At 69.3% G+C, this 26,031-nt stretch carries 17 protein-coding genes and 2 pseudogenes; 10 read left to right on the top strand and 9 right to left on the bottom strand.

Annotated elements, in window-relative coordinates:
- Positions 1–764: Ig-like domain repeat protein (locus ACLZN2_RS47710; RefSeq protein WP_416986325.1), on the top strand; the 764-nt coding region annotated here is incomplete at its 5' end.
- Between the two features lie 87 nt (positions 765–851).
- A pseudogene (locus ACLZN2_RS47705) lies at positions 852–1,074 on the top strand (transposase family protein); the annotation flags it as partial.
- A gap of 328 nt (positions 1,075–1,402) precedes the next feature.
- Here the strand turns inward: ACLZN2_RS47705 and ACLZN2_RS47700 are convergent.
- Entirely contained in the window at positions 1,403–1,561 is a 159-nt protein-coding gene (locus tag ACLZN2_RS47700) for a hypothetical protein (RefSeq protein ID WP_416986324.1), read from the bottom strand.
- A 508-nt stretch (positions 1,562–2,069) separates the two neighbouring features.
- On the opposite strand from ACLZN2_RS47700, the gene ACLZN2_RS47695 reads away from it, so the two are divergent.
- A complete protein-coding gene (locus tag ACLZN2_RS47695; protein ID WP_416986323.1) occupies positions 2,070–3,152 on the top strand; it encodes a sulfite oxidase in 1,083 nt (360 codons plus the stop codon).
- A 45-nt stretch (positions 3,153–3,197) separates the two neighbouring features.
- The gene (locus tag ACLZN2_RS47690; protein ID WP_416986322.1) at positions 3,198–4,049 is read left to right on the top strand and encodes a sulfurtransferase; all 852 of its coding nucleotides are present in this window, start codon (positions 3,198–3,200) and stop codon (positions 4,047–4,049) included.
- A 251-nt stretch (positions 4,050–4,300) separates the two neighbouring features.
- Here ACLZN2_RS47690 and ACLZN2_RS47685 read toward each other — a convergent pair whose 3' ends face one another.
- Positions 4,301–4,882, bottom strand: coding sequence for a rhodanese-like domain-containing protein (locus ACLZN2_RS47685; protein WP_416986321.1), 582 nt, complete (start codon positions 4,880–4,882; stop codon positions 4,301–4,303).
- A gap of 95 nt (positions 4,883–4,977) precedes the next feature.
- Between ACLZN2_RS47685 and ACLZN2_RS47680 the strand changes: the two genes are divergently transcribed.
- On the top strand, positions 4,978–5,718 hold the full coding sequence (locus ACLZN2_RS47680; RefSeq protein ID WP_416986320.1) for a PP2C family protein-serine/threonine phosphatase: 741 nt from the start codon (positions 4,978–4,980) through the stop codon (positions 5,716–5,718).
- Positions 5,719–5,812: 94 nt separating this feature from the next.
- Here the strand turns inward: ACLZN2_RS47680 and ACLZN2_RS47675 are convergent, their stop codons facing one another.
- The 5 genes from ACLZN2_RS47675 to ACLZN2_RS47655 all read right to left on the bottom strand — a co-directional run bounded on the left by ACLZN2_RS47675 (position 5,813) and on the right by ACLZN2_RS47655 (position 12,109).
- On the bottom strand, positions 5,813–6,301 hold the full coding sequence (locus ACLZN2_RS47675) for a cytochrome P450 (RefSeq protein ID WP_416986319.1): 489 nt from the start codon (positions 6,299–6,301) through the stop codon (positions 5,813–5,815).
- Positions 6,271–7,617, bottom strand: coding sequence for a UDP-glucose dehydrogenase family protein (locus tag ACLZN2_RS47670; protein WP_416986318.1), 1,347 nt, complete (start codon positions 7,615–7,617; stop codon positions 6,271–6,273). The genes ACLZN2_RS47675 and ACLZN2_RS47670 overlap by 31 nt, the downstream gene beginning before the upstream one ends.
- Positions 7,618–7,700: 83 nt before the next feature.
- Positions 7,701–8,891 (bottom strand): hypothetical protein, encoded by a 1,191-nt coding sequence (locus ACLZN2_RS47665; RefSeq protein ID WP_416986317.1) that lies wholly within the window; start codon positions 8,889–8,891, stop codon positions 7,701–7,703.
- Positions 8,892–8,924: 33 nt separating this feature from the next.
- Entirely contained in the window at positions 8,925–10,862 is a 1,938-nt protein-coding gene (locus tag ACLZN2_RS47660) for a right-handed parallel beta-helix repeat-containing protein (RefSeq protein WP_416986316.1), read from the bottom strand.
- Positions 10,859–12,109, bottom strand: coding sequence for a glycosyltransferase family 2 protein (locus ACLZN2_RS47655; RefSeq protein ID WP_416986315.1), 1,251 nt, complete (start codon positions 12,107–12,109; stop codon positions 10,859–10,861). Before ACLZN2_RS47655 ends, ACLZN2_RS47660 begins: the two co-directional genes overlap by 4 nt.
- A gap of 1,023 nt (positions 12,110–13,132) precedes the next feature.
- Between ACLZN2_RS47655 and ACLZN2_RS47650 the strand changes: the two genes are divergently transcribed.
- Together ACLZN2_RS47650 and ACLZN2_RS47645 are read left to right on the top strand one after the other, a co-directional pair.
- Entirely contained in the window at positions 13,133–13,441 is a 309-nt protein-coding gene (locus tag ACLZN2_RS47650) for a hypothetical protein (RefSeq protein WP_416986314.1), read from the top strand.
- 49 nt (positions 13,442–13,490) lie between these two features.
- Entirely contained in the window at positions 13,491–14,156 is a 666-nt protein-coding gene (locus ACLZN2_RS47645; protein ID WP_416986313.1) for a class I SAM-dependent methyltransferase, read from the top strand.
- 273 nt (positions 14,157–14,429) lie between these two features.
- Here the strand turns inward: ACLZN2_RS47645 and ACLZN2_RS47640 are convergent, their stop codons facing one another.
- Entirely contained in the window at positions 14,430–15,290 is an 861-nt protein-coding gene (locus ACLZN2_RS47640) for a transposase family protein (RefSeq protein WP_416986312.1), read from the bottom strand.
- A gap of 75 nt (positions 15,291–15,365) precedes the next feature.
- Between ACLZN2_RS47640 and ACLZN2_RS47635 the strand changes: the two are divergent.
- Positions 15,366–15,479, top strand: a pseudogene (locus tag ACLZN2_RS47635) (IS5/IS1182 family transposase); the annotation flags it as partial.
- A gap of 92 nt (positions 15,480–15,571) precedes the next feature.
- Here the strand turns inward: ACLZN2_RS47635 and ACLZN2_RS47630 are convergent.
- Positions 15,572–19,093: an FG-GAP-like repeat-containing protein gene (locus ACLZN2_RS47630; protein ID WP_416986311.1), complete on the bottom strand. Its 3,522-nt coding sequence runs from the start codon at positions 19,091–19,093 to the stop codon at positions 15,572–15,574.
- Between the two features lie 485 nt (positions 19,094–19,578).
- On the opposite strand from ACLZN2_RS47630, the gene ACLZN2_RS47625 reads away from it, so the two are divergent.
- Positions 19,579–24,177 (top strand): hypothetical protein, encoded by a 4,599-nt coding sequence (locus ACLZN2_RS47625; RefSeq protein WP_416986310.1) that lies wholly within the window; start codon positions 19,579–19,581, stop codon positions 24,175–24,177.
- A 238-nt stretch (positions 24,178–24,415) separates the two neighbouring features.
- The coding region (locus ACLZN2_RS47620) for a ricin-type beta-trefoil lectin domain protein (protein WP_416986326.1) at positions 24,416–26,031 on the top strand (1,616 nt) is incomplete at its 3' end.

Here is a 26,031-nt window from a genome sequence, read left to right as displayed (position 1 = left end):
TCGGTGACGGGTCGCCGGCTGTGACTCAGACCCTCGTGGGAGGCACCGTGACGACCAGTCACACCTACACGGATGTGACCGGGAGTCCGTACACCATCAGCGTCTCGTACGGCGGGGACACGAACTTCGCCGGTAGCACGGGTACGGACACCCAGACGGTGAACCAGGCGACGACCACGGCCACGGTGGCGTCGTCTCCGGATCCGTCGGTGGTGGGCGAATCTGTCACGGTGACGGCGACGGTGGTCGCGGACGCTCCGGGTGCCGGATCGCCGACGGGCACGGTCGTCTTCGACTTCGGTGACGGGTCGGGAACGACCTCCGCGACGGTGTCGGGCGGGGTGGCCACGGCCATCCACACCTACACGGATGTGACCGGGAGTCCGTACACGATCACGGCGGTCTACGGCGGGGACGCGAACTTCGTCGGTAGCGCGGGTTCGGACACCCAGACGGTGAACCAGGCGATGACCACGGCTACGGTGGCGTCGTCTCCGGATCCGTCGGTGGTGGGCGAGCCGGTCTCGGTGACGGCGTCGGTGGCGCCCGTTTCGCCGGGTGCGGGCACGCCGACGGGGACGGTTACGTTCGACTTCGGTGACGGGTCGCCGGCTGTGACTCAGACCCTCGTGGGAGGCACCGTGACGACCAGTCACACCTACACGGATGTGACCGGGAGTCCGTACACGATCACGGCGGTCTACGGCGGGGACACGAACTTCGTCGGGGACACCGCGACGGACAGCCACGTGGTGACTGCATAGGCCTAGCACCTCTGCCACAGAAGCCAACTGGCCCCCAACGGGGAGTGACGCTCGACCGGTAACTCCGGTCGAGCGTCGCCTCATGTGCACGATCTCACTGCGTGCCCGCGCCCACCGGATCATCCGGATCTGCGAACGCCAGGGTGTTCCCATCCTCGCCGAATGCGCCTACATGGGAGCCGGACCGTGGGTGACGACACCCCCCAAGCGCCCGCCGGGACGCGACCTCACGTCGACCCAGCAAACCGTCAGTCGAGCGCTGGCCACAGCACGGGCGCCGGTCGAGCGCAGCGTCGCACGACTTGGTTCTCGGGGCAGAACCCCTGATCTCGGATGTCCGCCAAAGCGGATCAAGCCGGCCTTCCGTTCCCATGACGTTCCCATGAGGGGCCCTCGGATGCCCCTGGGCACGGGGTGGGGGAGTCGGCTGAGGCCGGCCGCGGTCGCTGAAACGGTGAGCACCGCAGACCCCTTGGGGGCGCCAAAGGCCCCGCACTGAGCAGGGCGTCGGGGCCCTCGTCATCTGCGCGGTCACGCTGCTCTGTGCCTTATCGGGGCCAAGAAGGACCCCGCTGGCCGGCCGGCTGAGGTCCCTCGTTGGCAGGGGCAGTGTCTGCCGCTTGGCTAACCGATGTGCCTCAGTCGTCGCGATTCGGAGGCTCCTCCTCCGCTTGACCTGCCCCTATGCCGTTCAGGGCGCCGGCTTTGCGCACGATCTCCGAGTACGTCGCCGGCTTCAGGATCTTCTTGGCGTCGGCCGGATCCGGGCCCGCCGCGACGACGAGGTCAGTGAACACAACGACAGTCGGCTCTTCACGCTCTCGGCCACCGTCTGGCGGTCCATGCCCTGGGCCCCCTGCCGCCGTGGCTTGAACCGGAAGGCGCCCGAGCGACCGCACGTGATCAATCGCCGAGGTGATCGTTCGGACGTAGGCTGGAGTTGACCCGCGCGGAGGGTGGTCCGCATGAGCACACCGGGAATCCAGCCCCTCGACGCCTTCCGGGTACGGATGGGCCGCGAGGGATCGCAGACGGGGAACGGCGTCCGTGCACGGCGAAGATCCTGGTCAGGATGTTCGCGCTCGCGCACAGTCTCCCTGACCTGCGGACAAACCTTGATCGGAAACGCGGTGGAGATCGGCCGCGCAAAGTCCTGTACGGGGCCGTCAGTCGCTCGATCCGGCCTCGTACACCGCCGCATGCGACTCCGTCGAATCGGAAGATCCGGTGGGCGTGCGGCGGGCAGCGGCCTCAAGGCCGCTACGACGCCTTCCCGGGAAACGGGAGTGACGAAGGGGGTCCGGCATGACTTCGGCGGCATTCCCTCAGGGGCGGCCCGGCGCATCGGCCTGGGTACCCGAGGTCGTCATGACCGACCCGTACAACGCCCAGACTGCGTCGGCCGCGCTGGCCGAGCCCGTCACGCCTGTGGGCGCCTTCTTCGTGCGGGATCACTTCGGGGTGCCGCGGACGGAGCCGCACCGCTGGCGGCTGCGGCTCGCCGGCGCGGTCCGGGCACCGTTCGACATCGGCTACGACGAGCTGCTCGCGATGCGGCGCCGGGAACTCGATGTCGTACTGGAATGCGCGGGGAACGGCCGCGGTCTGATGACGCCGCGCCCGCCCGGAGTGCCGTGGGGTGAGCGGGCGGTGGGGTGCGCCCGGTTCGCGGGTGTGCCGTTCCGTGACATCGCCACCCGGGTGCGTATCGCTCCGGACACCCTGGAGTTCGTCTTCGCCGGTGCCGACTCCGGACAGGCGCACGGACGCCGGGTGGCCTTCGAACGCAGCCTCCCGCTCGCCGTGGCCCTCCACCCCGACACCCTGCTCGCCACGCACATGAACGGAGAGCCGCTGGTGCCCGAGCACGGGGCGCCGGTCCGCTTGGTGGTCCCGGGCAGGTACGCGGTCGCCGATGTGAAGTGGCTGGTTGAGGCGCGGGCTGTCACCGAGCCGTTCACCGGCGTATTCCAGGCGGAGGAGTACGTGTACATCGACTCGCGGGGCACTCCGGACGGTCCGGTCACGACCATGCGGGTCAAGTCGCTCATCACCGCACCGGATCCGGGCGCGATCGTACCGCTGGGGACGGAAACCGTCGTGCGCGGCCGGGCCTGGTCGGGCACAGGGGTGCCCGTGCGGCAGGTCGAGGTGTGCGCCGACGACTCGGCCGACGAGGCATGGCACGAGGCCACGCTCGAACCTCCGGCAGGCCCGTACGCATGGACCGGCTGGTCATACGTGTGGGCCCCACGGCGGCCGGGCCGCCACCGACTGCTGGCCCGCGCGACCGACGAGCACGGTGACACCCAGCCACCACGGGCACCGTGGAACGCCCAGGGCTACGGCTGCAACCCGGTGGCGAGCGTCGTGGTGGCCATCGTCTGACACGGATGAGGAACCCACACACGAGGAAGTGAGGAGGAAAGGATCATGGGCACCAACGGCTACACACACCCGGAGACGCTGGTGGACACCGGGTGGCTGGCCGCCCACCTCGACGACGGAACGGTACGCGTCATCGACGTGGACGAGGACACCACCGCGTACGAGGCGGGCCACATCCCCGGCTCCGTCGGCTGGAACTGGACGACGGACCTGCACACCGCGGTGGGCCGGGACTATGTGGACCGGGACGCGCTCGGGCAGCTGCTGGCCGCGGCCGGTGTGGAGGACGACACCACCGTGGTGCTGTACGGCGGCAACAACAACTGGTTCGCGGCGTACGCCTACTGGATCCTGCGGCTGCGCGGGTTCAGCAGGGTGAAGCTGCTCGACGGCGGCCGGAAGAAGTGGGAATTGGAAGGCCGTGAGATGACCCAGGAGGTCAGGGACTACCCGCGCACCGGCTTCACGGTGACGGGGCAGGAGAACCCCCAGTTCCGCGCGCTGCGCGGCGAAGTGCTGGAGAGCGTGGGGTCCGCCGCCCGCATGGTCGACGTACGGTCCCCCGAGGAGTACCGGGGTGAGACGCTGGCGCCTTCTCACCTGCCGCAGGAGCAGGCGCAGGTGCCGGGGCACATCCCCGGCGCGGCCAATGTCCCCTGGGCGCAGGCGGCCAACGACGACGGGACATTCAAGTCGGCGGACGAACTGAGGGCGCTCTACGCCGGGAACGGCATCACGCCCGACCGCGAGGTCATCGCGTACTGCCGTATCGGCGAACGCTCGTCGCACACCTGGTTCGCGCTCCACGAGCTGCTCGGCTATCCGGACGTCAAGAACTACGACGGCTCCTGGACCGAGTACGGCTCCATGGTGCGTGTTCCCGTTGAGATGGGGTGAGGGCCCGCGGACGTCCGGCCTGTGGTTCATCGGCCGCCTGTCGGCCCATGAACCACAGGGCCCTGCGGGCGGTGTCCCACAGGGGCAACGTCTTCCCGGGCATGAGCTGGTGGATGCCTGACCTGCCTGAAGGAACTGCGGGCGACGGCTGTCCCGCACCGGTACGCAGGGAGCGGACGGGTATCCGATTCCGTACGTCAGGGGTGTGGTGTGGCGGCCGGGTCTCGTACATCCGCTGGTGGGAGCGGCCGTCACACCCCCACCTGCAACGCGTGGCCCGTGCCCCTGGCCCAGTCGTCGGCCCCGCCGATGAGCACGGCCGGGCGGCGGGCGTCCGCGGCGGCGAGGAGGCTGGCGGCGGTCATGGCGCGCACGCCCTGCCCGCACATCACCACCGCCCCCTCCGCGGTTACCGGCGTCCTCTCGCGCAGGGTGCCGAGTTCGACGTGGACGGCGCCGGGGATGTGCCCGGCCACGTACTCGGTGTCCTGGCGCACATCGATCACGGGCAGGTCGCCGATGCCGCCGGCGGACATCGTCTCGATCACAGCGACGGGTCCGCCGTCATCCCTCCAGGTGTCCATGCCGCCGGCCAGCTGCCCGGCCAGGCGGTCGTAGCCGACCTTGGCCGCCTGCCAGGCCACCTCGGCCGAGTCCTGCCCGGGACCGAGGACGAACACCAGCGGCACATCCGGCGGCAGGAGCCAGCCCAGCCAGGTCGCGAACGCGTTCCGCAGTGCGATCGAGACCGCGCCGGGGATGTGCCCGGCAGCGAACTCGGTGACCGGGCGGACGTCGACCAGCCGCGCCCCCTGGCCGAGCAGGGTCCGCACCGCACCCGCGCTCAGTGGCGCCGGCCCGGGGCTGTCCGGCAGGAGGGCCGGGCCGCGCCGGTTGATCTCGGCGAGGCGGTCGAAGTACGCCGTACGTGGACAACGCCCGCCTCTACCATCGCGAGCACGACACGGCCCTCATCCTCCAGCGCAGCATGCTGCCCCAGCACATCACCCCGCCCCCGGGCATCGAAGTGGCCCACCGTTATGTGCCCGCCGGCGATGTCAACGAAGTGGGCGGTGACCGGTACGACGTGATCCGCCTCGAAGGCGGCAAGGCCGCACTCGCCATCGGCGACGTGATGGGACACGGCACAACGGCCGCAGCCGTCATGGGCCGTCTCTCGGCCAGCGTCCGGGCCCTCGCCCGCCTCGACCTCGACCCACGGGAACTCTTCCACCATCTCGAGGCCGAGCTGGAGGACCTCTCGGCGCCGATGCTCGCCACCTTCCTGTACGCCGTCGTCGACCCCGCGAACGGACTGTGCCGCATCACCCGCGCCGGGCATCCCCCGCCCGCCGCGGTCGCACCCGACGGCACCGCACGGCTCCTCGATGTGCCCCCCGGCACCCCGCTCGGCGTCGGCGGTACCCGCTTCACCACCACCGATACCCTCCTCGAGCCCGGCAGCCTTCTGCTGCTGTACACCGACGGCCTCGTCGAAGCCCGCGGCAGCGACATCGACGAGCGTCTCGCCGAACTCACCCACCTCCTCACCCAGCCCCCACCCTCCCTCGAACAGCTGTACGACACGCTGCTCACCCACCTGGTGCCGACCTCCGCCGACGACGACATCGCCCTCCTCGCCGCACGCCTCGGCAGGCCGACGACGTGACACGGCAACGTCGACGTCTCGCGGGATCCGGGAAGCCAGGGACCCGCAGCACTTCGAGCGGGTGTTGATCCCGGTGCCCGTCCATCGCAGTGCGTCATGCACGTGGGTGCCCTGATTCCGCACGGCTCTCGCGGTCGGTGATGACCTGCGTCGCGCGGTCGAGGCTGCGGAAAGAGCCATCGGTCGGCATGGCCTGTGTGCGGCTGCCGTGATCACCCGAGGGCGGGCCAGACGGGGTGAAGGCAACGTCCAGCCGGGTGAGCCCGCGGAAGTTGAGGCTGCGCCGCCATTGCGGCGCGGTGCCGTCGAGCCTGAGGCCGGGAAGCCGGGTGAGGAGTGCTTCCAGGACGACAGTGCCCTCCAGACGGGCCAATGCCGCGCCGAGGCAGAAGTGGGGCCCGTACCCGAAGGCGACGTGGCGCCCGCCGGACCGTTGCAGCTCCTGCAGCTCCTGCAGGAGCTGCAGGACAGCCTCCGGCTGTGCCCCGCGATTCAGCGCGACAAGGACCTTGTTCCGCCGCCCGGCGCACGACCGGCGCGCCGACCGTGCGGTCAGGGTCGGCCCAGCGCGCGGTACTCCCACCCCGCAGTGCGCCACTGCGCGGGGTCGAGGGCGTGTCGCCCGTCGACGATCCTGCGCTGGGCCACGACCGTGCCCATGGCATGTGGGTCGATCTCCCGGAACTCGGTCCATTCGGTGAGCAGCACCACCACGTCGGCCCCGGCGGCCGCGGTGAGGGCGTCCGTGCCGTAGTGCAGGTCCGGGTAAGCACGCCGGGCGTTCTCGGTGGCCGCCGGGTCGACGACGGTCACCTGGGCGCCGGCTTGGTGCAGGGTTCTGGCCACATCCAGGGCGGGAGCGTCACGGATGTCGTCGGAGTTGGGCTTGAACGCCGCCCCAAGCGCGGTCACCCTGGCGCCGGCCAGTTCTCCGCCGGCCAGTTCGCGGACCAGGTCCACCGTGCGGGCCCGGCGCCGCTGGTTGATGGCGTCGACCTCGCGGAGGAAGGAGACGGCCTGGCCGACGCCCAGTTCCTCGGCGCGGTGGCTGAAGGCCCGGATGTCCTTGGGCAGGCAGCCGCCGCCGAAGCCGAGGCCGGGCTTGAGGAAGCGGCCGCCGATCCGGTCGTCGTAGGCGAGCGCCTGCGCGAGACCGGTGACATCGGCGCCGGTCGCCTCGCAGACCTCCGCCATGGCGTTGATGTAGGAGATCTTGGTGGCGAGGAAGGAGTTGGCGGCGACCTTGACCAGTTCGGCGGTGGGCAGGTCGGTGACGACGACCGGGGTGCCCCGGGCGATCACCGGGGCGAAGGCGGCGCGCAGTTGCTCCTCGGCCCACTTTGATGCGGTGCCGAAGACCAGCCGGTCGGGCCGGAGGGTGTCGTCCACGGCGTAGCCCTCGCGCAGGAACTCCGGGTTCCAGGCGAGTTCGACGTCCGCCCCGGCCGGGGCCGTGCGCTGGACGATTTCTGTCAGTCGGGCGGCGGTGCCCACCGGGACGGTGGACTTGCCGACCACCAGGGTGCGCCTGTGCAGGTGCTGGGCGAGTTCTCCCACCGCGCTGTCGACGTAGCTCAGGTCCGCCCCGTACGAGCCCTGCTGCTGGGGCGTGCCCACGCAGACGAAGTGGATGTCACCGAACTCGCCGGCCTCGGCGAAGCTCGTGGTGAACCGCAGCCGGCCGCTGTCGAGAGCCTTCGCGAGCAGTTCGGGAAGGCCGGGCTCGAAGAAGGGCACCTCGCCCGAGTTCAGCCGCGCGATCTTGACCGGGTCGACGTCCACGCCCAGGACGTCGTAGCCCAGGACGGCCATGCAGATGGCGTGGGTGGCGCCGAGGTAGCCGGTGCCTATGACGGTGAGGCGGGGCACGCTTCTGTGGGTGTCGTCCGAAGAGGTCATGGTGGTCTCCAGAGGTGTGTCGGGGCATGTCGGCCCGCCGCACGAGCCGGCGGTGGCCTGCGGAAGCGATGGGGACGGGGGCGTCAGGAGGTGCAGTCGACGTTGGCGAGGCCCTCGGCCGCGCCGGTGGCCTTGTTGTCGCAGGTGACTTTGTTGCCGTCGGACGTGAGGTGGAAGCCGTAGCCGGGCCCGTCCACGTTCGCGGTGTTGCCCTTGAAGGTGTTGCCGGTACCCCAGCCGTTGACGAGCTGGTGGGTCTGGAAGCCGTCCTCGGGGGAGTGGCTCCCGGTGTTGCCCTGGAGCAGCCAGCCGTTGCCCTTCACGTCGACCCAGGAGTCGTTGTTGTGGGAGCCGCTCAGCTTCGATCCGTCGAAGGTGTTGTCGATGACCTTGCCGTCGCTGGTGCCTTCCTTGATGTCGATGGACTCGGCGGTCGTGTCGCTGATGTGGTTGCCGAGCACCACGTTGCGGTCGCTGGTGTCCGTCTTGCAGTTGCTCACGGTGCACCAGTTGGACTTGGCGGTGCCGATGTAGATGCCTTCGCCGTACTTCTCGCGGCGCAGCCCGGTGGTGCGGACGGTGTTGTCCCGGACCATGTTGTCCGAGCTGAAGTTGCGCAGGTGGATGGCCTCGTCACCGATCTGTTCGACGGTGAGGCCCTGGATGACCGTGCCCACCACGCCGTCCGCCATCACGCCCTTCTGAGCGTTGCGGACGGTGAAACCCACCAGCCGCCAGTAGCTGACGCGGTCCAGGTGGAAGGCATAGCCGTCCTCCGTGTCCCCGCCGTCGACGACCGCTCCGGAACCTCCGCACAGGAAGATCGGCTTGGCGGCGGTACCGGAGGTCTCGGCGGTGAAGTTGCCCACGTAGGTGCCGTTGGCCAGGGAGATGCTGTCTCCTGGTTGCGCCTGGGCGAGGGCCTGTTCAAGCGTGGCGGTGTCGCTCACCTTGACGGAGGCGGCCGGGCAGGTGACCGCGGAGTCGGGCACCGAGCCGCTGGTGACCTGCGCGGTCGGAGCCGCTTCGGTGACCGACCGGGTCGGCAGGGCCGACGGGGCCTCTGCGGTCGGTGACAACGCGGAGGTTCTGGGCCCGGCGGTGGTGGCCCCGGCCGTCACCTTCGGTTCCGATCCGCCGCCGCCCGCGACCGCCACGACGAGCGCCGTCAGGGCGAGCAGGAACGCGCCCGCTGCCAGCCAGACGGCCGGCTGCCGGAAGGGACCGCGCCCAGGGGCGGGCGGTGGGGACGGCATGGTCTGTGTGGAAGACATGGGCGGCAACTCCGGTTCGGCGGCGACGCGTCGTCATCGGGGCGTACGGGCGGCTGGGGCGGACTGGGGAGACAGGGCGCGCAGGCTGGTGGTCTCCTGGTCGTCCTTGGCGAACCAGTTGTGCTCGGGCGCCTGACGGACGGGGACCTCGATGACGGACGCGCTGTTGGTCAGCGGCCTCTTGTCCTCGTACGGGTGTGTGCCCGGGCGTCGTCCGCCACGACGGCGCCCCTTGCGGTTCTGGCGTCGGCCCAGAGCAGCCGAGAACAGGATGAGCAGCAGCATGAACGCCCAGAGCAGGGTCATCGGGCTGGCGTAGTGCCGGAACTTGATCCAGAAGGAGCTGGTGTCGTGCCAGGCGAACGTCTGGTTCTGCCTGACGGTGATGTCGCCGTGGGCGCGGGTGGTGTCCACGGCGCTCGGGCCGACCCCGGAGATGACGTTGTACGTGATGACCGACTTGGCGACTCCACCGACGAGGGTGATCCCGTGGTTGGTGCCGTCCTGGACGGTGTTGCCGCGGATTTCGCCGACCGAGTCCCGTACGTAGATGCCGGTTTCGGTACTTTCGACGATGTTGCCGGTGATCGTCGCGGCGGTCACTCCGTCGCGCACCGAGATGCCCTGCCGCGACTGGCCGCTGAGCCGGTTTCCGGTGATGGCGACCTTGGTGGCGTCCTTGCGGGCCACGATGCCCATGTCGCCGCCCTCGACCCGGTTGTTCTGCACGCCGACGTCCGCGCCACCGAAGATCTCGATGCCGTAGTGGCCGTTGTCCGTGGCGGTGCTGTCGGACACGGAGTTGGAGCCGTAACTGCTGATGGACTCGCCGGATGCCGAGGGGCCGCTGGCGAGCGGCCGGCCACTGAGCGTGAACCCGTTGCCGCCGTTGCCCTCGGCGGTGGAACCGCTGACCCGGACCTGCTCGGTGGCGCGGGCCAGCACGAACCCGTCGCCGCCGTTGTCCTTGGAGACGGTCCGCTCGACGACGGCGTTGGTGACGAACCGGTGCAGGACGACACCGTGTTCCAGGCTCCCCCGCACCGTGCTGTCGCTGATGCTGACGCCGTTGGCGCCGGAGAGGAACAGTCCGTAGGCGTTGCCCGTGAGGGTGGAGTGTCCGATCTCCGCGGAGACGTAGGAGAGGCTGGGCACCGAGAACCGGGTGTCCGGCGTGGCCAGCGAGCCGGAGGGCTGGGCCACCACGCCGCCACTGCCGCCCTTCGCGCCCGGCGACACCGTCGAGTCCTCGATGTTGCCGGTGTCGGGGCGGTCGGTTCCGGTGAGGCTCAGGCCGCCGGTGCGACCGCTCCAGAACCCGAGATCGCCGACCTTGGCGTACGTCATGGAGTACTGGCCACCGATGGCGCGGATGTAGGCCCGGCCGTCCCGCACGTCCGTATCCGGCTTGTTCTTCTTGTCGTCCCAGCTGGTGATCCGCAGGGGCGCCTGCGGGGTTCCCTCCAGGGTGAGCCTGCCGCCGAAGGAGACGATGCTGACGAATCCCTTGTTGCTGCTGGCCATCCGCAGCGTCAGTCCGCCGGGGTTGGACAGCTTCAGCTTGGCCCCGGCGTTGAGATAGATGTTCTCGGTCAGCAGATAGGCGCCGTCCTGTTGGCGGACGAACGTCTGCGGAGCAAGTTCGAGCAGGTCCGAGACGGTGTAGGCGTTACTGCGCTGGGTGAGGACCAGGGTGTAGCCGCTCCCGGTGTCCAGTCGGTACGGCGCCTTCCACTCACCACCCTTCAGGGGGGCGACGGCGGCGACCGCACGAACCTGGTCCAGACGGTGGTCCTCGGCGGCCACCAGCGCGGTCTCGTTCTCCGCATCAGCGGCGTTGACCTGCTGCTTGTCGTCTTCGTCGGCGGCCGGGGCGGTGGCCGCGGAAGAGATGAGCAGGCCGGCGGCAAGAGGCAGCACGACTGCGCCCCGGAGTGTCCGCCGGACGGACGAAAGGTGATGACGCGTCATGACTGCTGCACCTCCGGCCACGAGGCCGCGGCGACCCGCGTCGCGCCCCCCAGGGAGGAGGAGTCCTGTCCCTCTCCGCCGATGCTGTTGCTGGTGCGGGTCAGCCAGCCCTGCTTGTTCATGGTGACGAAGGCGAACAGTTTGATCGGCAGCGAGATCATGATGACGACGAGGGCGAGCAGCGGCAGCAGCAACACCTCCTGCGGATGCCTGCGCAGATGGGAGTACCCGCGGATGCCGCGTCCCACGAGCAGCCAGATCAGCACGAGGACCACGCCCCGGCCGGTCAGCTCCAGGCGGCTGAACACCAGATACCCCAGCGCCATGCCCATCGTCACCGGCGTCAGCAGGATCTGCAGCACAGTGATCTTGGTGACCAGGGGGACCCGCCAGAGCCAGCCCTTGTACAGGGCGGTCAGATAGCAGCGGTAGGAGTTCCGGCTCCAGCGCACCCGCTGCTTGACGAAGGCGCGGAACGAGGAGGGGAACATCGACATCGCCCGCGCGGAGGACTGGTGCACGGTCTTGTATCCGGAGGCCAGCACCAGCCAGGTCAGCCGTCCGTCGTCGCCGGCGACGCAGCGCCGGCCCAGGAAGAACTCGTTCTCCAGGTTTTCCAGCACGGGCTCGATCGCGGCCCGCCGATAGGCCGCCGTACGACCGGACAGGCAGGCCACGGCGCCCGCGCGGCCCATGGCCGGGACGTAGTCGTAGTAGCGGAGGTTGACCAGCCAGTCGGCGATGCGCCGCCAGACGCTGGTGCGCCGCTGGTACACGTTCTGCTGGGTGCCGACACCGCCGACCGTGGGATCGACGAAGGGCATCTGGACGGCGGCCAGCAGCCCCGGCTCCCAGCGCGTGTCCGAGTCCACCAGCACGACGAGCTCGCTCGTCGCGGCGCGGATGCCCACGCCGAGCGCCGACCGCTTGCCCCGGTGTTCGAACGCCAGCACCCGAACCCGGGAATCCTGCACCTGCGCCAGCCTGCGCAGGACCTCCGTGTCCTCAACGTCCGGGACGATGATGACCTCGGTGGGATCCTGGGCCAGCCATGTGTCCAGGCAGTCCAGCAGGATGCTCGCGTCCTCCCGGTATGCCGGCACCACCACGGACACCGTGGTCCGGTAGTTGTTCACCACGGGCTTGGCGAACCGGGAGAGCACTGCCCGATAGAGCCACAGGCCCCAGACGAAGGCGCCGGCGATGCCCAGCGGCATCAGCTCACGCCATGACGTCTCGGCGGTCACCGTGACTGTCCATGACCAGAAATCGTCGAAGAAACCCGACACGAACCCAGAACCCCCAGCCGGAGCGCTGCCCAAGAACATGGGCGAAATGTGCGGCGTTCGCCGTCTACTCGGGGAAATCTAGGGCCGAATCGATCCTCTTCGGCACATCGGCAACACAGAATTCACCTGGGACATTCACGAAACCTCCACAGCCACAACCGCTTACCCGCGAAGAGCGCATCCCTCGGAGCGTGCACATTCAGCCATTGAGAGATCGATCTGATGCAACGTCACATATACCTTGCGATACGGCAATTGGGACGACGGGGAGCGCGGACCGACTCCCGGCGGCGCCTCGCGCGTCCGAGCTCTCCGTGGTCTTCGCTTGAGCAAAGTGGCCGTGATGCAAGTCACACAGCCTGGATGGCCTTGGTGAACGCGCGTCACACACGGCTCACCAGACCGTTATGCCCCCACATGACTGAGGCGGTGACGGCGCCTCGCGGTTGGACCAACAAGTCGTCCCAGGGCAGGAGGCGTTCGTGCCGTCGACTGGCGCTGCATGGCCGCAGTGGTCGACTCGACAGCAAGGCCAGGCAGTCGTACTCCGGCCGACAGGCGTTCCCGGGTAGTGGCACGACGAAGTGGGACCTCAGGCGTTTCGGTCCACGACGGCACCTGCGGTCAGGACGACCAACAGGGAACGAGACCCCCAGCGGATCAACCAGCCGAAGCCCAGGCCGCCGAGGAAGAAGCTTCGTATCCGCCGCTGGCGGTGTGCGAGTGCCGTGAGGCCCTGGCGCTGCTCCTTCCGGGCCCGACGGAATCGGGGCCGGACCGCGCCGCGGCGTTCCGGTAATCGCTGTGTCAGCCGGTGCTGGGCGGGGGCAGGCGGTGTTGCAGGGCAAGGGCTGCTGCGCCGTGCCCGCCGCCGCGGTGACGCCCTCCAGCGGCCAGGTCGACGCATGCGGGTGCCGCCCCGGATGCCACTGCTGCGCCTGACCCTCGCCCCGCGCATTCGAGGCGAGCGATCCTGAAGACATGGACATCGAACTGCTGGTCGTGCCCGACTGCCCCCACGCCCAGCCCGCGGCTGATCGGCTGCGTCAGCTCCTCGACGGCCTGGGCCGACACGACCTCACCTTCACCACGCGGGTGATCGCCGACCAGGCCGAAGCCGAGGCGGCAGGGTTCACCGGCTCCCCGACCTTCTTGATCAACGGACTGGACCCGTTCGCCGAACCCGACCGGGCGCCGGGGTTGACCTGCCGCATATACCGGACTGCGGACGGTCCAGCCGGCGTGTCGGCCAGCGACCAGCTGCGCTGTGCCCTGGCTGGTGCCCTCTAGGTTGTCCCGCGATTCCGGCATCGGCCCAGGGCAAGGAGAGCGAGCAGAGATGAGCGACGACGCGCAGGACCTGACCGACGCGCAGCGGGATCACTGGCAGCACACTTACGCCGCCCACCCGGGCATGTACGGCGACCAACCCTCTGCCCCCGCCGTCCACGCCGCCAGGGTCTTCCGCACAGCCGGGGCACACGACGTACTGGAGCTCGGCGCTGGGCACGGCCGCGACGCTCTGTACTTCGCCCGCGACGGCTTCACCGTCCAGGCCACCGACTTCTCCGCCGTCGGTCTGGTGCAGCTCCGCAATGCCGCCCGGGCCCACGGCGTCGATCAGGGGGTGACCACCATGGTGCACGACGTTCGAGAGCCGCTGCCGCTCGCCGACTCCTCGGTGGACGCGGTCTTCGCGCACATGTTGTTGTGCATGGCACTGTCCACCCAGGAGATTCACGCCCTGGTCGGTGAGATCCACCGCGTGCTCAGGCCCGGCGGCACCTTTGTCTACACCGTCCGCCACACCGGCGACGCCCACTATGGCACCGGCACCGCGCACGGCGACGACATCTTCGAACACGGCGGCTTCGCCGTGCACTTCTTCCACCGGCACCTCGTCGACTCCCTCGCCGACGGCTGGACCCTGAACGAGGTTCACGCCTTCGAGGAAGGCGACCTTCCCCGCCGTCTGTGGCGCGTCACCCAGGCACTGCCGCACTGAGCGCGGATCCCGATTCCCGGGCGCAGGCAACTCGCGGCGTCGTACCCTCCCTGCTGAGCCTCCCGCGGCTGCCCTCCGGCATCCCCGCAGGGCACCAGGACCGGGACGTCTACAGCCAGCCCTTGCCACGGAAGGCCCGGAAGACCCAGCACCCGGTGGCATGGGCTGAAGCCGCGGGGGCGCCTTCGCCCTGTGGCGGGAGTTGGCCGAGCGGCACATCACGGGAGTGTTCGACGGCACCCGCTGAAGGGACCTCGGCGCGCCCTGCAACCCTCAGGGCCGGTGCACCAGGGAGCGCAGCGGCCGCCACTGGCGCATTTCGGCGTTGGCGTGCTCGATGACGATGCGCCGGGAGGACTGGCGGCGCCGCATCTCGCGCCAGGCCCGCTTCTCCCCGTCGGGGACGTCGTCCTTGGGCTTGATCGGCGGGGCGGTGACCTGGCCGGGGAACTCGTTGGCCAGGCCCCGGTAGCCCTCGTCGACCTCGGCTTTCACGGCCGGGTGCAGGCGCAACTGCTCGGCGATGCCTTCGGTGCGCATGGCGGTCTGGTCGTGCATGCGCCCCGGTCGGTCGGCACCGTTCCACAGGGTGCGGCCCTGGTGATCGTTGATGGTGGTGGTCTTGATGGTGTTCTGCCGTTTCTTGCCGGAGACGAACGCGCGGCGTCCGGGCCGGTGCGCCCGGGGACGGCGCACCTGGGTTTCCATGCCGTCGATCCGCAGCTCGACGCCTTCGGCTTCGGCGTAGGCGAACACGTCGGCCAGGGTGCGCAGGCGCAGGCCCGGCCGGTCGGGGACGGCGAAGCCCCGGCGGGCGAGCAGGGGCCTGATCTCGCCGATCGCCTCGCTGACGGTAGAGCAGCCGATGCCGTACAGCTCAGCCAGTGCGGCATGGGGCAGGTCCGTGCGCAGGTAGACCAGGGTGAACACGACGCGGTCGGTGAAGACCAGCTCCTGCCTCGGGCCGGCGCCCGCCGCTCTCAAGCGCTCGTGGCCACGCCGTTGGTGCAGCTCCGCTTCGCGCAGAGCGCACCACGGCTCGGCCAACTCCTCGATCAAATCGCCGAGATGTTGGCGCGAGACGCCGGTGAAGGCAGGATGGGACAAGGCCGCGCGGGCCCACTTCTTGGTCACACTCGAAGAACCCGTGCGGCCGTCTGCATGTCACGGCCAGAACGCCATCAGCTATCGCCGACCGAGTCGTAAGAAGTGCCAGGCCGCAAGCGCGGCCTGGCCGTTGACGTGCTGGGCCTGGTGGTCGCGGTGGTGGTGCTGGCCGCCTCCGCCCACGACAACGCCGCCGGCACCGCCCCGCTGGACCGAACACGGTTCTCGATCAAGATCACCCGCGTCCGCCGGGCAGGACGGTTCACTTCGCGGTCGGCGCCGCCGGCTCGGAAGTGGTTCGTGATCTTCTATCCGATGGCTCCGATGGGGAGGGTCTTCCCGGTGGAGGTGGTGGCGCTGATGCCGGTGGCCGTGCCGTCGAGGCGGTAGAGGAGACCGGCGGGGGTGAGGGCCCAGACGTCGGGTAGGTCGGTGCCGGTCATGCCGGGGCTGCCGTAGAGGTAGGGGTAGTCGGTGGTGGTGAAGCCGCCGGTGGCGTATGCCTGGTCGCCGTCGAGGCTGGCGGCGGAGCTGGCCAGGGTGGACCAGTCGGTGTAGCCGGCGGAGGTGGCGGCGGAGTGGCGGAGCCAGAGGTTGCCCGCCGCCGTGCGGAAGAGCATGTCGATCGTGCCGTCGGAGTTGAAGTCGGCGAGGGTGACGAAGTCGCGGCCCGACCAGGCGCTGGCGGAGAGCCGGGTGGCGGTGGCGAAGGAGCCGCCGCTGTAACCGCTGAAGATCCACAGGGCGTCACCGGAGACGGCGAGCAACTCGGGTTGTTCGTCGCCGTTGGCGTCACCCATGGACTTGAGGTCGGTGAGGGTGGCGGGGTCGGGAGCGTTCGAGGGGAGCTGGATCTCCTGGCGCTGGGAGACGTCGGTGCCGCCGTATCCGTCGCCGGGGTAGAGGTAGAGGCCGTTGTCCGGGGTGCGGACGACGAAGTCGGTGATGCCGTCGCCGGGGGCGAAGTCGCCGTTGTGGGTGATCAGGGCGTAGCTGCTTTCGCCGTCCCACCAGTGGCCGACGGAGGTGCTGCCGGTGAGCAGGGTGCCTTCGTCGTGGGTGGTGGGGGAGGAGACGGCGTGGGTGCCGGTGTTGGTGATGGACTCGATGTAGAGCTGCCCGTCGGTGCGGATGGTCGCGAAGTCGGGGACCTGGTCACCGGTGTAGTCGGCGGCGCCGTCGGGCACGGCCTTGGGGGTGACGTAGAAGATGTACTTGTAGGCGTTGGAGGCGTTGCCCGCGGCGTCGTACGCCTTGACGTAGAGGACGTTGGGTCCGGCCAGGGTGGGGCTGCCGGTGACGGTCTTGGAGGTGATGACGGTGGAGCAGGAGGCGGTGGTGCCCCCGGTGGTGCCGGAGCTGGCGGAGCAGACGTAGTTGGCGTAGCTGGTGCCGTTGAAGGAGTACGCGTACTTCACCACGTCGGTGTCGGTGGTGGAGAAGGTGAAGGCGCCGGAGGTGCCGAAGGTGACGGTGGACCAGATGGTGCCGTTCGCGCTGGTGCCGTCGGCCTTCTTGTCCTCGGGGAAGACGGTGGAGACCACCGAAGGGGTGGTGGGGATCGAGGTGTTGTAGGTGAAGCGGCAGACACTGTCGCCGGAGGTGGGGGCCCAGCCGGAGTCGGTTCCGTCGTCGTCCTCGGCCCGCACCCGCCAGGAGTAGTCGTAGCCGTTGGTGAAGTTGGTGCCAGCGATCGACCAGGAGGCGGCGCCGGTGGTGGTGCTCGCGGTCTTCGTGGCGGTCACCTTGGTGGTGGTGCTGTAACCGGTCCGCCAGTATTCGAAGTAGAGGGACTTGAGGTCGCCGTCGGGGTCGGTGGCCTTGGCGGACAGGGTGATCGTGGACTGCTTGCCGATGTTGATGTACGGGCTGGTGGAGGTGTCGCAGGTGCCGGCGGTGATGGCGAGGTTGGTGGGGGTGTTCGGGGCGCGCAGGTAGGTGATGGACAGGGCGGGGGCGTCGCTGCTCTCGGCCTTGAACTTCTTCCAGGTGTAGGGGTCGGTCTCGGCGGTGGAGCCGGAGGCGGAGTTGGCGCGCAGCCCGATGGTGAAGGAGGTCCAGCCGCCGTCCGCGGCGGACTGGGCGAGGGCCTTGATGCTGAAGTTGACGTAGGCGTCGGGGCAGCTGCTGGACTTCCACCCGTGGGCGAAGGACTGCTCGGTGATGAGCGTCTTCCAGGACGGCTGGTTGTTCCAGGTGGTGGACGAGGAGATGCCGCCGGTGTGCCACAGCTCGACCTGGCGGGCCGAGCACGACCAGGAGTGGGTCTCCAGGACCTTGACGGTGGCGGACGTGACGTTGGCGCCCTTGATCGCCTTCTTGAGCTTGAGCCGGAAGAACGAGCGGGCGGTGCCCCAGGTGTCCGACTCGTAGCCGACGCGGGCCTCGGTGGTGCCGGTGTTGTAGTTCGCGCCGTCGAAGAAGCTGGAGGAGGGGTACTTCTTGTAGGCGGTGGTCCAGGCGTCGGTGACGCCGGAGACGGAGGGGTCGATGAAGACCGGGTAGACGGTGTCGGGCGAGGTGAGGAGCCGGGTGTCCGCCTGGATGGTGAGGTAGGCCCGGTCGGTCAGGAGGGCCTCGGCGGTGGCGGCGTGGGTGCCGGGGACGGGGCCGGCCAGGCCCGGCAGGGCCAGTGTGTCGGCGGTGGACAGGGCGGCCCGGGAGACGTGGGTGAAGCTCGCGGGTTCGGCACTTGAGGTCTCGGTGCCGCCGCCCGTGCCGGTGTCGGGGGAGGTGGAGGGGGACGCGGTGGCGGACGTCGATCCGTTGTCCGGGGTGGTCTCCTCCGGGGTCACGGCCTCGTCGTTCTCGCCCTCGGTGATGGTCTCGTCGTCCGCCTCGGCCGAGGTCGACGCGCTGGGTTCGGCGCTCTCGGTGTCCTCGTCGGTGGGGGCCGGGTCGTCGCCGATGGTGACGTCAGGCGTGCCCGCGGAGTCCCACATCAGCGGGGTGGGGGAGACGGCGACCTCGGTGCCGTCGGAGGTGAGGGCGGTGACGGTGTCGGTGGCCGGGTCGATCTGGAAGGTGAGGTCGGGGGAGCTGAGCCGGTAGGTGAGCTGGGCCAGCGCCTCGTCCGTCGCCGCCTCGGGGGTGTGGACGATCAGTACGTGGGAGAACCCGCTGTCGCGGGCGGTCAGCAGGAGGTCCACGTCGGGAAGGACGTCCTGGTAGAGGGCCTGATCGTCGGTGACGACGGGTTCGGGCAGGGCGCCGGGCCAGGACACGGTCAGTTCGTGTCCGCCGGTGGTGAGGGTGACCAGGTCCGACCAGGTGGTGGGGATGGTGGGGGTCGCCGGGTCCTCCTCGGTGGACTCGGCACCCGTCTCGTCGTGGGCGGCGACGGCGACGGCGACGGTGTACGAGGCTTGGCGCAGCCCTGACGTGACCACACCACCGTTACCGCCGTCGTCACCACGACCGCCGGAGGAGAAGACGACCGGAGTGGGAGAGGCGACGGTGGCCCACCCCTCGTCGGTGGCGACCAGGTCCGTGTCGATGTCCTGCCACTGCCCGTCGGCGTTCTTGGCCCGTACGGGCTGGGCGTGGGTGGTGAGGGTGAATGTTCCGTCGGGGTTGGCGTAGGTGGTGGACGACTCGTCGCGCAGCGCGGTCACCTCGACCTTCTTGCCGGTCGCACGAGCCTTGTCCTGGGCGGTGTCCTCGTCCACCGGCTTCACCTTGGCGGCGGGCTTGCCCGGTTCCGCGTCGGGGGAGCCGAAATCGGATGCCAGCAGGGTCACGCCCAGAGCGGTCGCCGTGGCCGCGGCGACGAGCGCCACGAGCGGCCTGGTCCGCCGGCGGCCGGTTCTCCTGCTCGGCTGTTCGTCCACAGTGCTCCCCGTCCCCTCACGCACGTATATCGCGGGGAAGTATCACCCCTTTCCGAGAGCGGATTTCGAAGAGCTCGCTAATGCTGTGTGTAATCTGTGGTTTCGCTATTGGCCGGTCAGTGCTCGACGTGTCCCATATAAAACGGGCGTAAAGGTGTCGAGATGGGTGAACGTGCAGGTCAAGTTGCACCACTTTACTTCCAATATGCCGAATATATAAGTTTCCTTGGGTTGCATTCCAATTGTTTCGTGACCTATTCGATATGGAAAATTGTCACTATTGACCAAGGTTCCTCGCAGCGTGTAGAAATCGCGCTCGAATCAGTCATGTTGTGACGCCGCCTGCCCAGAACGCCGTGCTGTCCACGGTGTTTCGGGATTCCGGGATCGCGCGGGTTGAGAGGGCGGGGGCCACAGTGCGGGGTACTTCCTGGTGGGTTCGCGGGACGTCGAGAGCGACGCGTGCGCGGGCCCGATGGGCCGTCGTGGGAGGCCTGTTCCTGGCGCTCATGCTGGGCGCCTCGCCGATGGCCTACGCCCTGCCCGACCCGACCGGCACCCGCACCGGGGTGGATCTGGAGGAGCTGCCCGAGGCTGAGGCGCTGACCGAGGACGAGGCCAGGACGACCTCGCTGGAGTCCTTGGAGACGGTGACCTCGACCGCCGTGGACGACTTCGAGGCCCTGTACACCGAGCCCATCGAGGGAGGCTCGGCCGCGGCCACGCTGACCGGTCTGGAGGCCGGGGAGCTGGTGGAGGTCACCGCCACCACCGGCACGGTCCCGGTCGAGATCGGCGCGCCGGAGGACGCGACCACCGCGGAGGCCTCGGCCCTGGAGGGCGACTGGTCGGTGGCGATGGCCTCGGACGCGGAGGCGGACGCGGCCGGCGTGGAGGGCGTGGTCCTGGAGGTCGCGCCGCCCGCCACCGCGACCGGCGAGGCGGTCATCGCGCTGGACGCGGCGGACTTCTCCCAGAACTACGGCGCGGAGTGGATGGACCGCCTGGACTTCTGGATGTACCCGTCCTGCTTCCTGACCACCCCCGATGTGGAGGGCTGCTCGGAGCCGACCGCGGTGCCCACCGAGGTGGTCTACGACGAGGTCGCCACCACTATCACCGACACGACCGTCGACGAGGACACCGGGGCGACCACCACCACCGAGAAGGCGGGCACCGACCTCGCGCCGACGGTCCACGTCACGGTCGACGTGGACGCGCTGATCGCCGACCCGACCGCCACCACCTCCACCACCACTACGACGACGGCCGCCGCGACCGGCACGGGCTCGGTGACCAGCGCCGTCTACAACTCCGCGGCCGAGGACACCGGCTCCGGCATCCGCACCATCGCGAGCGCCTCCTCCGGTTCGGGCGCCCTGGTGGGCACCTCCTCGGGCGCCGGCGCGGGCGGTGACTTCGCCGCGACCCCGCTGCCCGCGTCCGGTTCGTGGTCGGCGGGATCCTCCTCCGGCGCGTTCACGTACTCCTACCCGCTGGCCGGCCCGGCGGTGCCGAACGGCCCGACGCCGAACGTGGCCTTCTCGTACAACTCGCAGTCGGTGGACGGCAAGACCTCCTCGACGAACAACCAGGCGTCCGGCATCGGCGAGGGCTGGTCCTGGGACCCGGGCAGCATCACGCGGACGTACACCTCGTGCATGCTCGACGCGACCACGGGCGCGAACAACAAGGGCAAGACGGCCGCCGACCTCTGCTACGGCACCCAGAACGCGACGCTCACCCTGAACGGGACGACCACCGAACTGGTCTACCAGTCCGGAGTGTGGCGGACCGCCAACGGTGACAACACCAAGATCGAGCTGCTGAAGGACACCACGCTCGCCAACGGCGACGACGACGGCGAGTACTGGCGCATCACCGACACCGCCGGCACCCAGTACTACTACGGGCTGAACCACCTGCCCGGCTGGGCGTCCGGGAAGGACACCACCGACTCGGTGTTCACCGTGCCGGTCGCCTCCAACCACGACGGCGAGCCCGGCTACGACGCCACCTTCAAGAACTCCTTCCAGGACCAGGCCTGGAAGTGGAACCTCGACTACGTCGTCGACGCCAACGGCAACGCCATGTCCCTGTGGTGGGCCTCCGAGACCAACCACTACGCCCAGGCCTTCGACTTCGACAACCCCGTCGCCTACGAGCGCGGCGGCTACCTCAAGCGCATCGACTACGGCCAGCGCGCCGGCACGCTCTTCACCGCCGAGCCGCTGGCCCGGATGGTCTTCACCGCGGACGAGCGGTGCCTGAAGTCCGAGCCCGAGTGCACCTCGGACCACTTCACCTCCGGCAACTGGTCGGAGAACTACATCTGGTACGACACTCCCGCCGACCTGTACTGCGGTTCCTCGGGCGAGTGCATGACCCCTTCGCCGACCTTCTGGTCCCGCAAGCTGATCACCCAGGTCACCTCCTGCACCCAGCGGGTCCAGGGCGCCTCTCTGACCCCGTACGACTCGGAGACCGGGACCGGCGACCGGTACGCCTGCGCCCTGTCGGGACAGACCAGCACCCCCCTGGCCAAGGTCGACCGGTGGGCGCTGCAGCAGTCCTTCCCCTGGGACAAGACCGGGCACTACACCGCCCTGTGGCTGGAGTCGATCACCAGGACGGGATACGGGGTCGACGGCTCCACCAAGACCCTGAACCCGGTGTCCTTCCACGGCAAGGTCCTGGCGAACCGGATCCCCACCAGCTCCACTGACGACGGCCCCACCTTCGACCGGCTGCGGATCGACACGGTGGTCTCGGAGTACGGCGGCGAGACCCAGGTCACCTACTCCACTCCGACCGACGCGTGCGCCTCGGGCACCGGCTTCCCGGACCCCGACGAGAACCACCTGCTGTGCTACCCGGTGTACTGGCACGCCGACCCGGATCTGGCCGACGAGAAGATCTCCTGGTTCCAGAAGTACGTGGTCGACAAGGTCGTCGAGATGCCGAACATGACCGGCGTCGACGACAAGACCACCAGTTATGCCTACACCACCTTCGACGACGCGGTCGACGGCGCGCTGTGGGCGTACAACCGGGCCGAGGGCACCCGGAAGAAGACCCGCACCTGGGACCAGTGGCGCGGTTACGTCCGGGTCGTCGCCACCGTCGGCACGGACCTCACCGGCTCAAAGGCCACCAAGACCGCCACCCGGTACTTCCGAGGGATGAGCGACGACCTCTACGTCTCCGGCAGCGGGGACAGCGCGGTGTGGAAGACGCGCGACATCACCATGGTGGACGCCGCAAGAGAGACCATCAAGGCGGACCTGGAACCGTACGCGGGCATGGCCGCCGAGGCGCTCGTGTACGAGGACGGGTCGGCGAGCGCGGACTGGGTGTCGCGGACGGTCAACATTCCCGACGACCCGACGGTCCTCGCCACCCGGGTCCGGGGCGTCGCCGACACCGACACGAGCCGGGTCATCACCGACGACCCCGACCTGTACGCCTGGCGGGTCACCCTCGACACCACCAAGACCGCCACCAGGTCCTCGGGCAAGGGCGACGACACCTCCGTCCTGCGCACGGTCTCCACCCAGACCGACTACGACTCCTACGGCCTGCCCACCAAGGTCGTCTCCCACGGCGACCTCGCGGTGACCGGCGACGAGTCCTGCACCTACACCACCTACGCCAACGACACCTCCCTGAACCTGATCGGCCTGGTCTCCTCGACGATCTCGGTCTCCGGGACGACCTGCGCGACCAGCCTGTCCTCGTCGACCGGTTCGACCCTGCTGTCGGCCTCGAAGATGGCGTACGACGGAGCGTCCGCGGCCTCGACCAGCCAGACCCTGACCAAGGGTCAGGTCACCAAGGTGTGGGACCCCGCCGCGACCGGCACCTCCTGGAACACCCTCCCGGCCTCCACCACGGGCTACGACGAGTACGGGCGGGTGACCTCCTCCAAGGACTACCAGGGCAACGAGGACAAGATCACCTTCACCGCGGACAGCCGTGGGCAGGTGTACGCGGTCACCTCGACCAACGCCAAGGGCCAGTCCTCGACCTCCACCCTGGAGCCGGGCCGCGGGGTCGGCCTGACCGAGAAGGACGTCAACAACAACGTCTCGCACGTCGCCTACGACCCGCTGGGCCGGGTGTGCGCCGCCTGGGAGGCCGGCACCACCCCGAACACCACCTACGGGCCGGTGTGCGAGGAGGACCTGCCCGCCGTCGACGAGGACACCCCCGAGGACCTGGGACGAGCAGTCCACCGGCAAGCCGAACGCGACCTTCACCTACAACACCGACCCCAACAAGCCCGTCTCGGTGGTCACTTCCGGCCTCAAGGACAACGGCACCTACACCGACACCACCGTCATCTACGACGGTCTCGGCCGGGTGCGCCAGGAGCAGACCGGCGCGGTCGGCGGCAAGGGCCGCCTGATCACCGACACCCTCTACAACGCCAACGGCCAGATCCGCACCACCAACAACGCCTACTACACCGACGGCACCCCCGACACCTCGGTCTTCGCCCCCGCCTCCACCTCGACCATCCCCAACGCCACCCTCTACTCGTACGACGGCCTGGGGCGCACCACCACCATCACGCCCGTCTACAACTCCTATGTCCAGGACGGCACCGACGACGCCGACGGCACGGAGACCGAGGACCGCACCACCACCTACCTCTACGGCCTGGACTACACCACCGTCGTCCAGCCGACCGGTTCGGCCTCCTCCCGCACCTGGGTGGACGCCCTGGGCCGGACCACGCGGATGGACACCTTCTCCTCCAAGTCCGCCGCCGCGTCCGACTCCTTCACCGCCTCCGACTTCACCTCCACCACCTACGGCTACGACGCGCGCGGCGACCGGACCAGCGTCACCGACAGCGCCGGGAACGTCTGGAAGACCACCTACAACGCCATCGGCCAGGCGCTCACCTCCACCGACCCCGACACCGGCACCACCACCCTCACCTACGACACCCTGGGCCGGGTCGAGACCTCGAAGAACGAGGCCGGTTTCACCACCAAGACGACCTACGACGTCCTGGACCGCCCCACCCTGGTCGAGGACGCCACCACCGGCACGGACCTGCTGTCGTACGCCTATGACGGGCTGATAACCAACGGGGTGGGCCAGCCGCTGTCGGCCACCCGTTACACCGACGGCAAGGCCTACACGACGAGCATCGGCGGCTACACCACCGACGGCAACCCGGTCTCCAAGACCCTGACCCTGCCGGCGCTCGCGGACGGCCTGACCACGACCGCGGAGGGCTTCGCCACCTCCTACACGACCACCTACACCTACACCGACTCCGGGCAACTCGCCTCCTACACCACCCCCGCGATGGGCGGCCTGCCAGAGGAGAAGGTCATCGTCCGCTACAACGCGGACGGGCTGCCCGTCTCCACCTCCGGCACCGACTGGTACACCTCCCAGACCACCTACAGCGTGTACGGGGAGGTCCTGCGCACCACCACCGGCGAGCAGGGCTCACGGGTGTGGACGACCAACCTCTTCGACGAGGCGACCGGACAGGTCGAACAGACCATCGTGGACCGCGAGTCGACCTCGAACGCGACCTCGGGCCTCACCGGGCACCGGGTCAACGCCCGCGACTACGTCTACGACGTCTCGGGCAACATCACCTCCACCACCGACACCTACGCGGCCGTCGTGGACCGCCAGTGCTTCACCTACGACGGGATCGGCCAGCTCACCGAGGCCTGGACCACCCAGCGCTCCGAGTGCACAGTGCCGGTCGCCGCCGACGGCACGGTCAACGTGACCGCCGACAACGCCGGTTACTGGCAGTCGTACACCTATGACGAACTGGGCAACCGCAAGACCCTGAACACCCACAACGCCAAGGTGTCCTTCCTCTTGGACGGCTCGGTGAACACCGCGGCCGACTCCACCACCACCTACGCCTACGGCACCGAGGACGCCACTTCGGGCTCGGGGGTCGCCCAGCCGCACACCCTGACCTCGATGGAGTCGGTCTACACCAACGCGGCGGGCTCGGAGATGACCGAGGCCTCCACCCTGGTCTCCGACGAGCTGGGGCAGACCACCTCCCGGACGATCGGCGGGAACGAGCAGGCGATCGCCTGGACCTGGGACGGCAAGGACGAGTCGGTCTCCGGCTTCGGAGCCGGCGGCAAGGGCGCCTACACGTCCGGGCTGAACTCGGGCCTGTGCCTGGACCTCTCCTCGGGGTCCACCACCGCCGGCACCGCGATCCAGCTGTATCCCTGCAACAGCACCAAGGCCCAGCAGTTCCGGGTCGAGGACGCGGTCACCACTGACACCGCCACCACGGGCGCGCTCCAGGTGTCGGGGGTGTGCGTGCAGCCCTCGGGGAAGGCCGTCACGGCCGGTACCGCGGTCGTCGTCGCCGCCTGCGACGACACCGCCGCCCAGCAGTGGACGGTCACCTCCACCGGGGCGCTGAAGTACGCGGCCACCTCGATGTGCCTGGTCTCCCCGTCCAACTCCACCACCACCGGCGTCGACCTGGTGCTGGGTGCCTGCGACGGCTCCACCGCCCAGGCCTGGAACCCGGCCGACGAGACGTCGTACCTCTACGACGCCTTCGGCAACCGGATCATCTCCACCACCTCGGGCGACCGCACCCTCTACCTGGACGACACCACGCTGTCGCTGCGCACCACGGGCGCGGTCGCCTACGTCGAGCGCTCCTACGCCCAGCCCGGCGCCCCCACCGTGATTCGCCGGGGCACCGGCGAGGCCAACCTGTACGCCCTGGTCGCCGACCATCACGGCACCCCGATGGCCGAGATCCAGCTGACCACGGGCAACCAGACCCGCTTCTCCCGCCTGGACCCGTACGGCAACGAGCGGGTGGAGAGCGCCAACTGGCTGTCCAAGACCGGCTATGTCGGCGGCACCGACGACAACACCACGGGCCTGACCCACCTGGGCGCCCGCGAGTACGACCC

The sequence above is a fragment of the Streptomyces sp. T028 genome (genome assembly GCF_048159505.1).
In the GTDB taxonomy this organism is placed as follows: domain Bacteria; phylum Actinomycetota; class Actinomycetes; order Streptomycetales; family Streptomycetaceae; genus Streptomyces.
Note: the sequence above shows the minus strand (reverse complement) of the source record. Positions and strands in the feature narration are given on the sequence as shown.

Excerpts from the sequence above, each read along its gene's own strand:
- ACLZN2_RS47695 (WP_416986323.1), top strand. The coding sequence starts at position 2,070 with ATGACTTCGGCGGCATTCCCTCAGGGGCGGCCCGGCGCATCGGCCTGG.
- ACLZN2_RS47690 (WP_416986322.1), top strand. The coding sequence starts at position 3,198 with ATGGGCACCAACGGCTACACACACCCGGAGACGCTGGTGGACACCGGG.
- ACLZN2_RS47670 (WP_416986318.1), bottom strand. The coding sequence starts at position 7,617 with ATGACCTCTTCGGACGACACCCACAGAAGCGTGCCCCGCCTCACCGTC.
- ACLZN2_RS47665 (WP_416986317.1), bottom strand. The coding sequence starts at position 8,891 with ATGTCTTCCACACAGACCATGCCGTCCCCACCGCCCGCCCCTGGGCGC.
- ACLZN2_RS47660 (WP_416986316.1), bottom strand. The coding sequence starts at position 10,862 with ATGACGCGTCATCACCTTTCGTCCGTCCGGCGGACACTCCGGGGCGCA.
- ACLZN2_RS47650 (WP_416986314.1), top strand. The coding sequence starts at position 13,133 with ATGGACATCGAACTGCTGGTCGTGCCCGACTGCCCCCACGCCCAGCCC.
- ACLZN2_RS47645 (WP_416986313.1), top strand. The coding sequence starts at position 13,491 with ATGAGCGACGACGCGCAGGACCTGACCGACGCGCAGCGGGATCACTGG.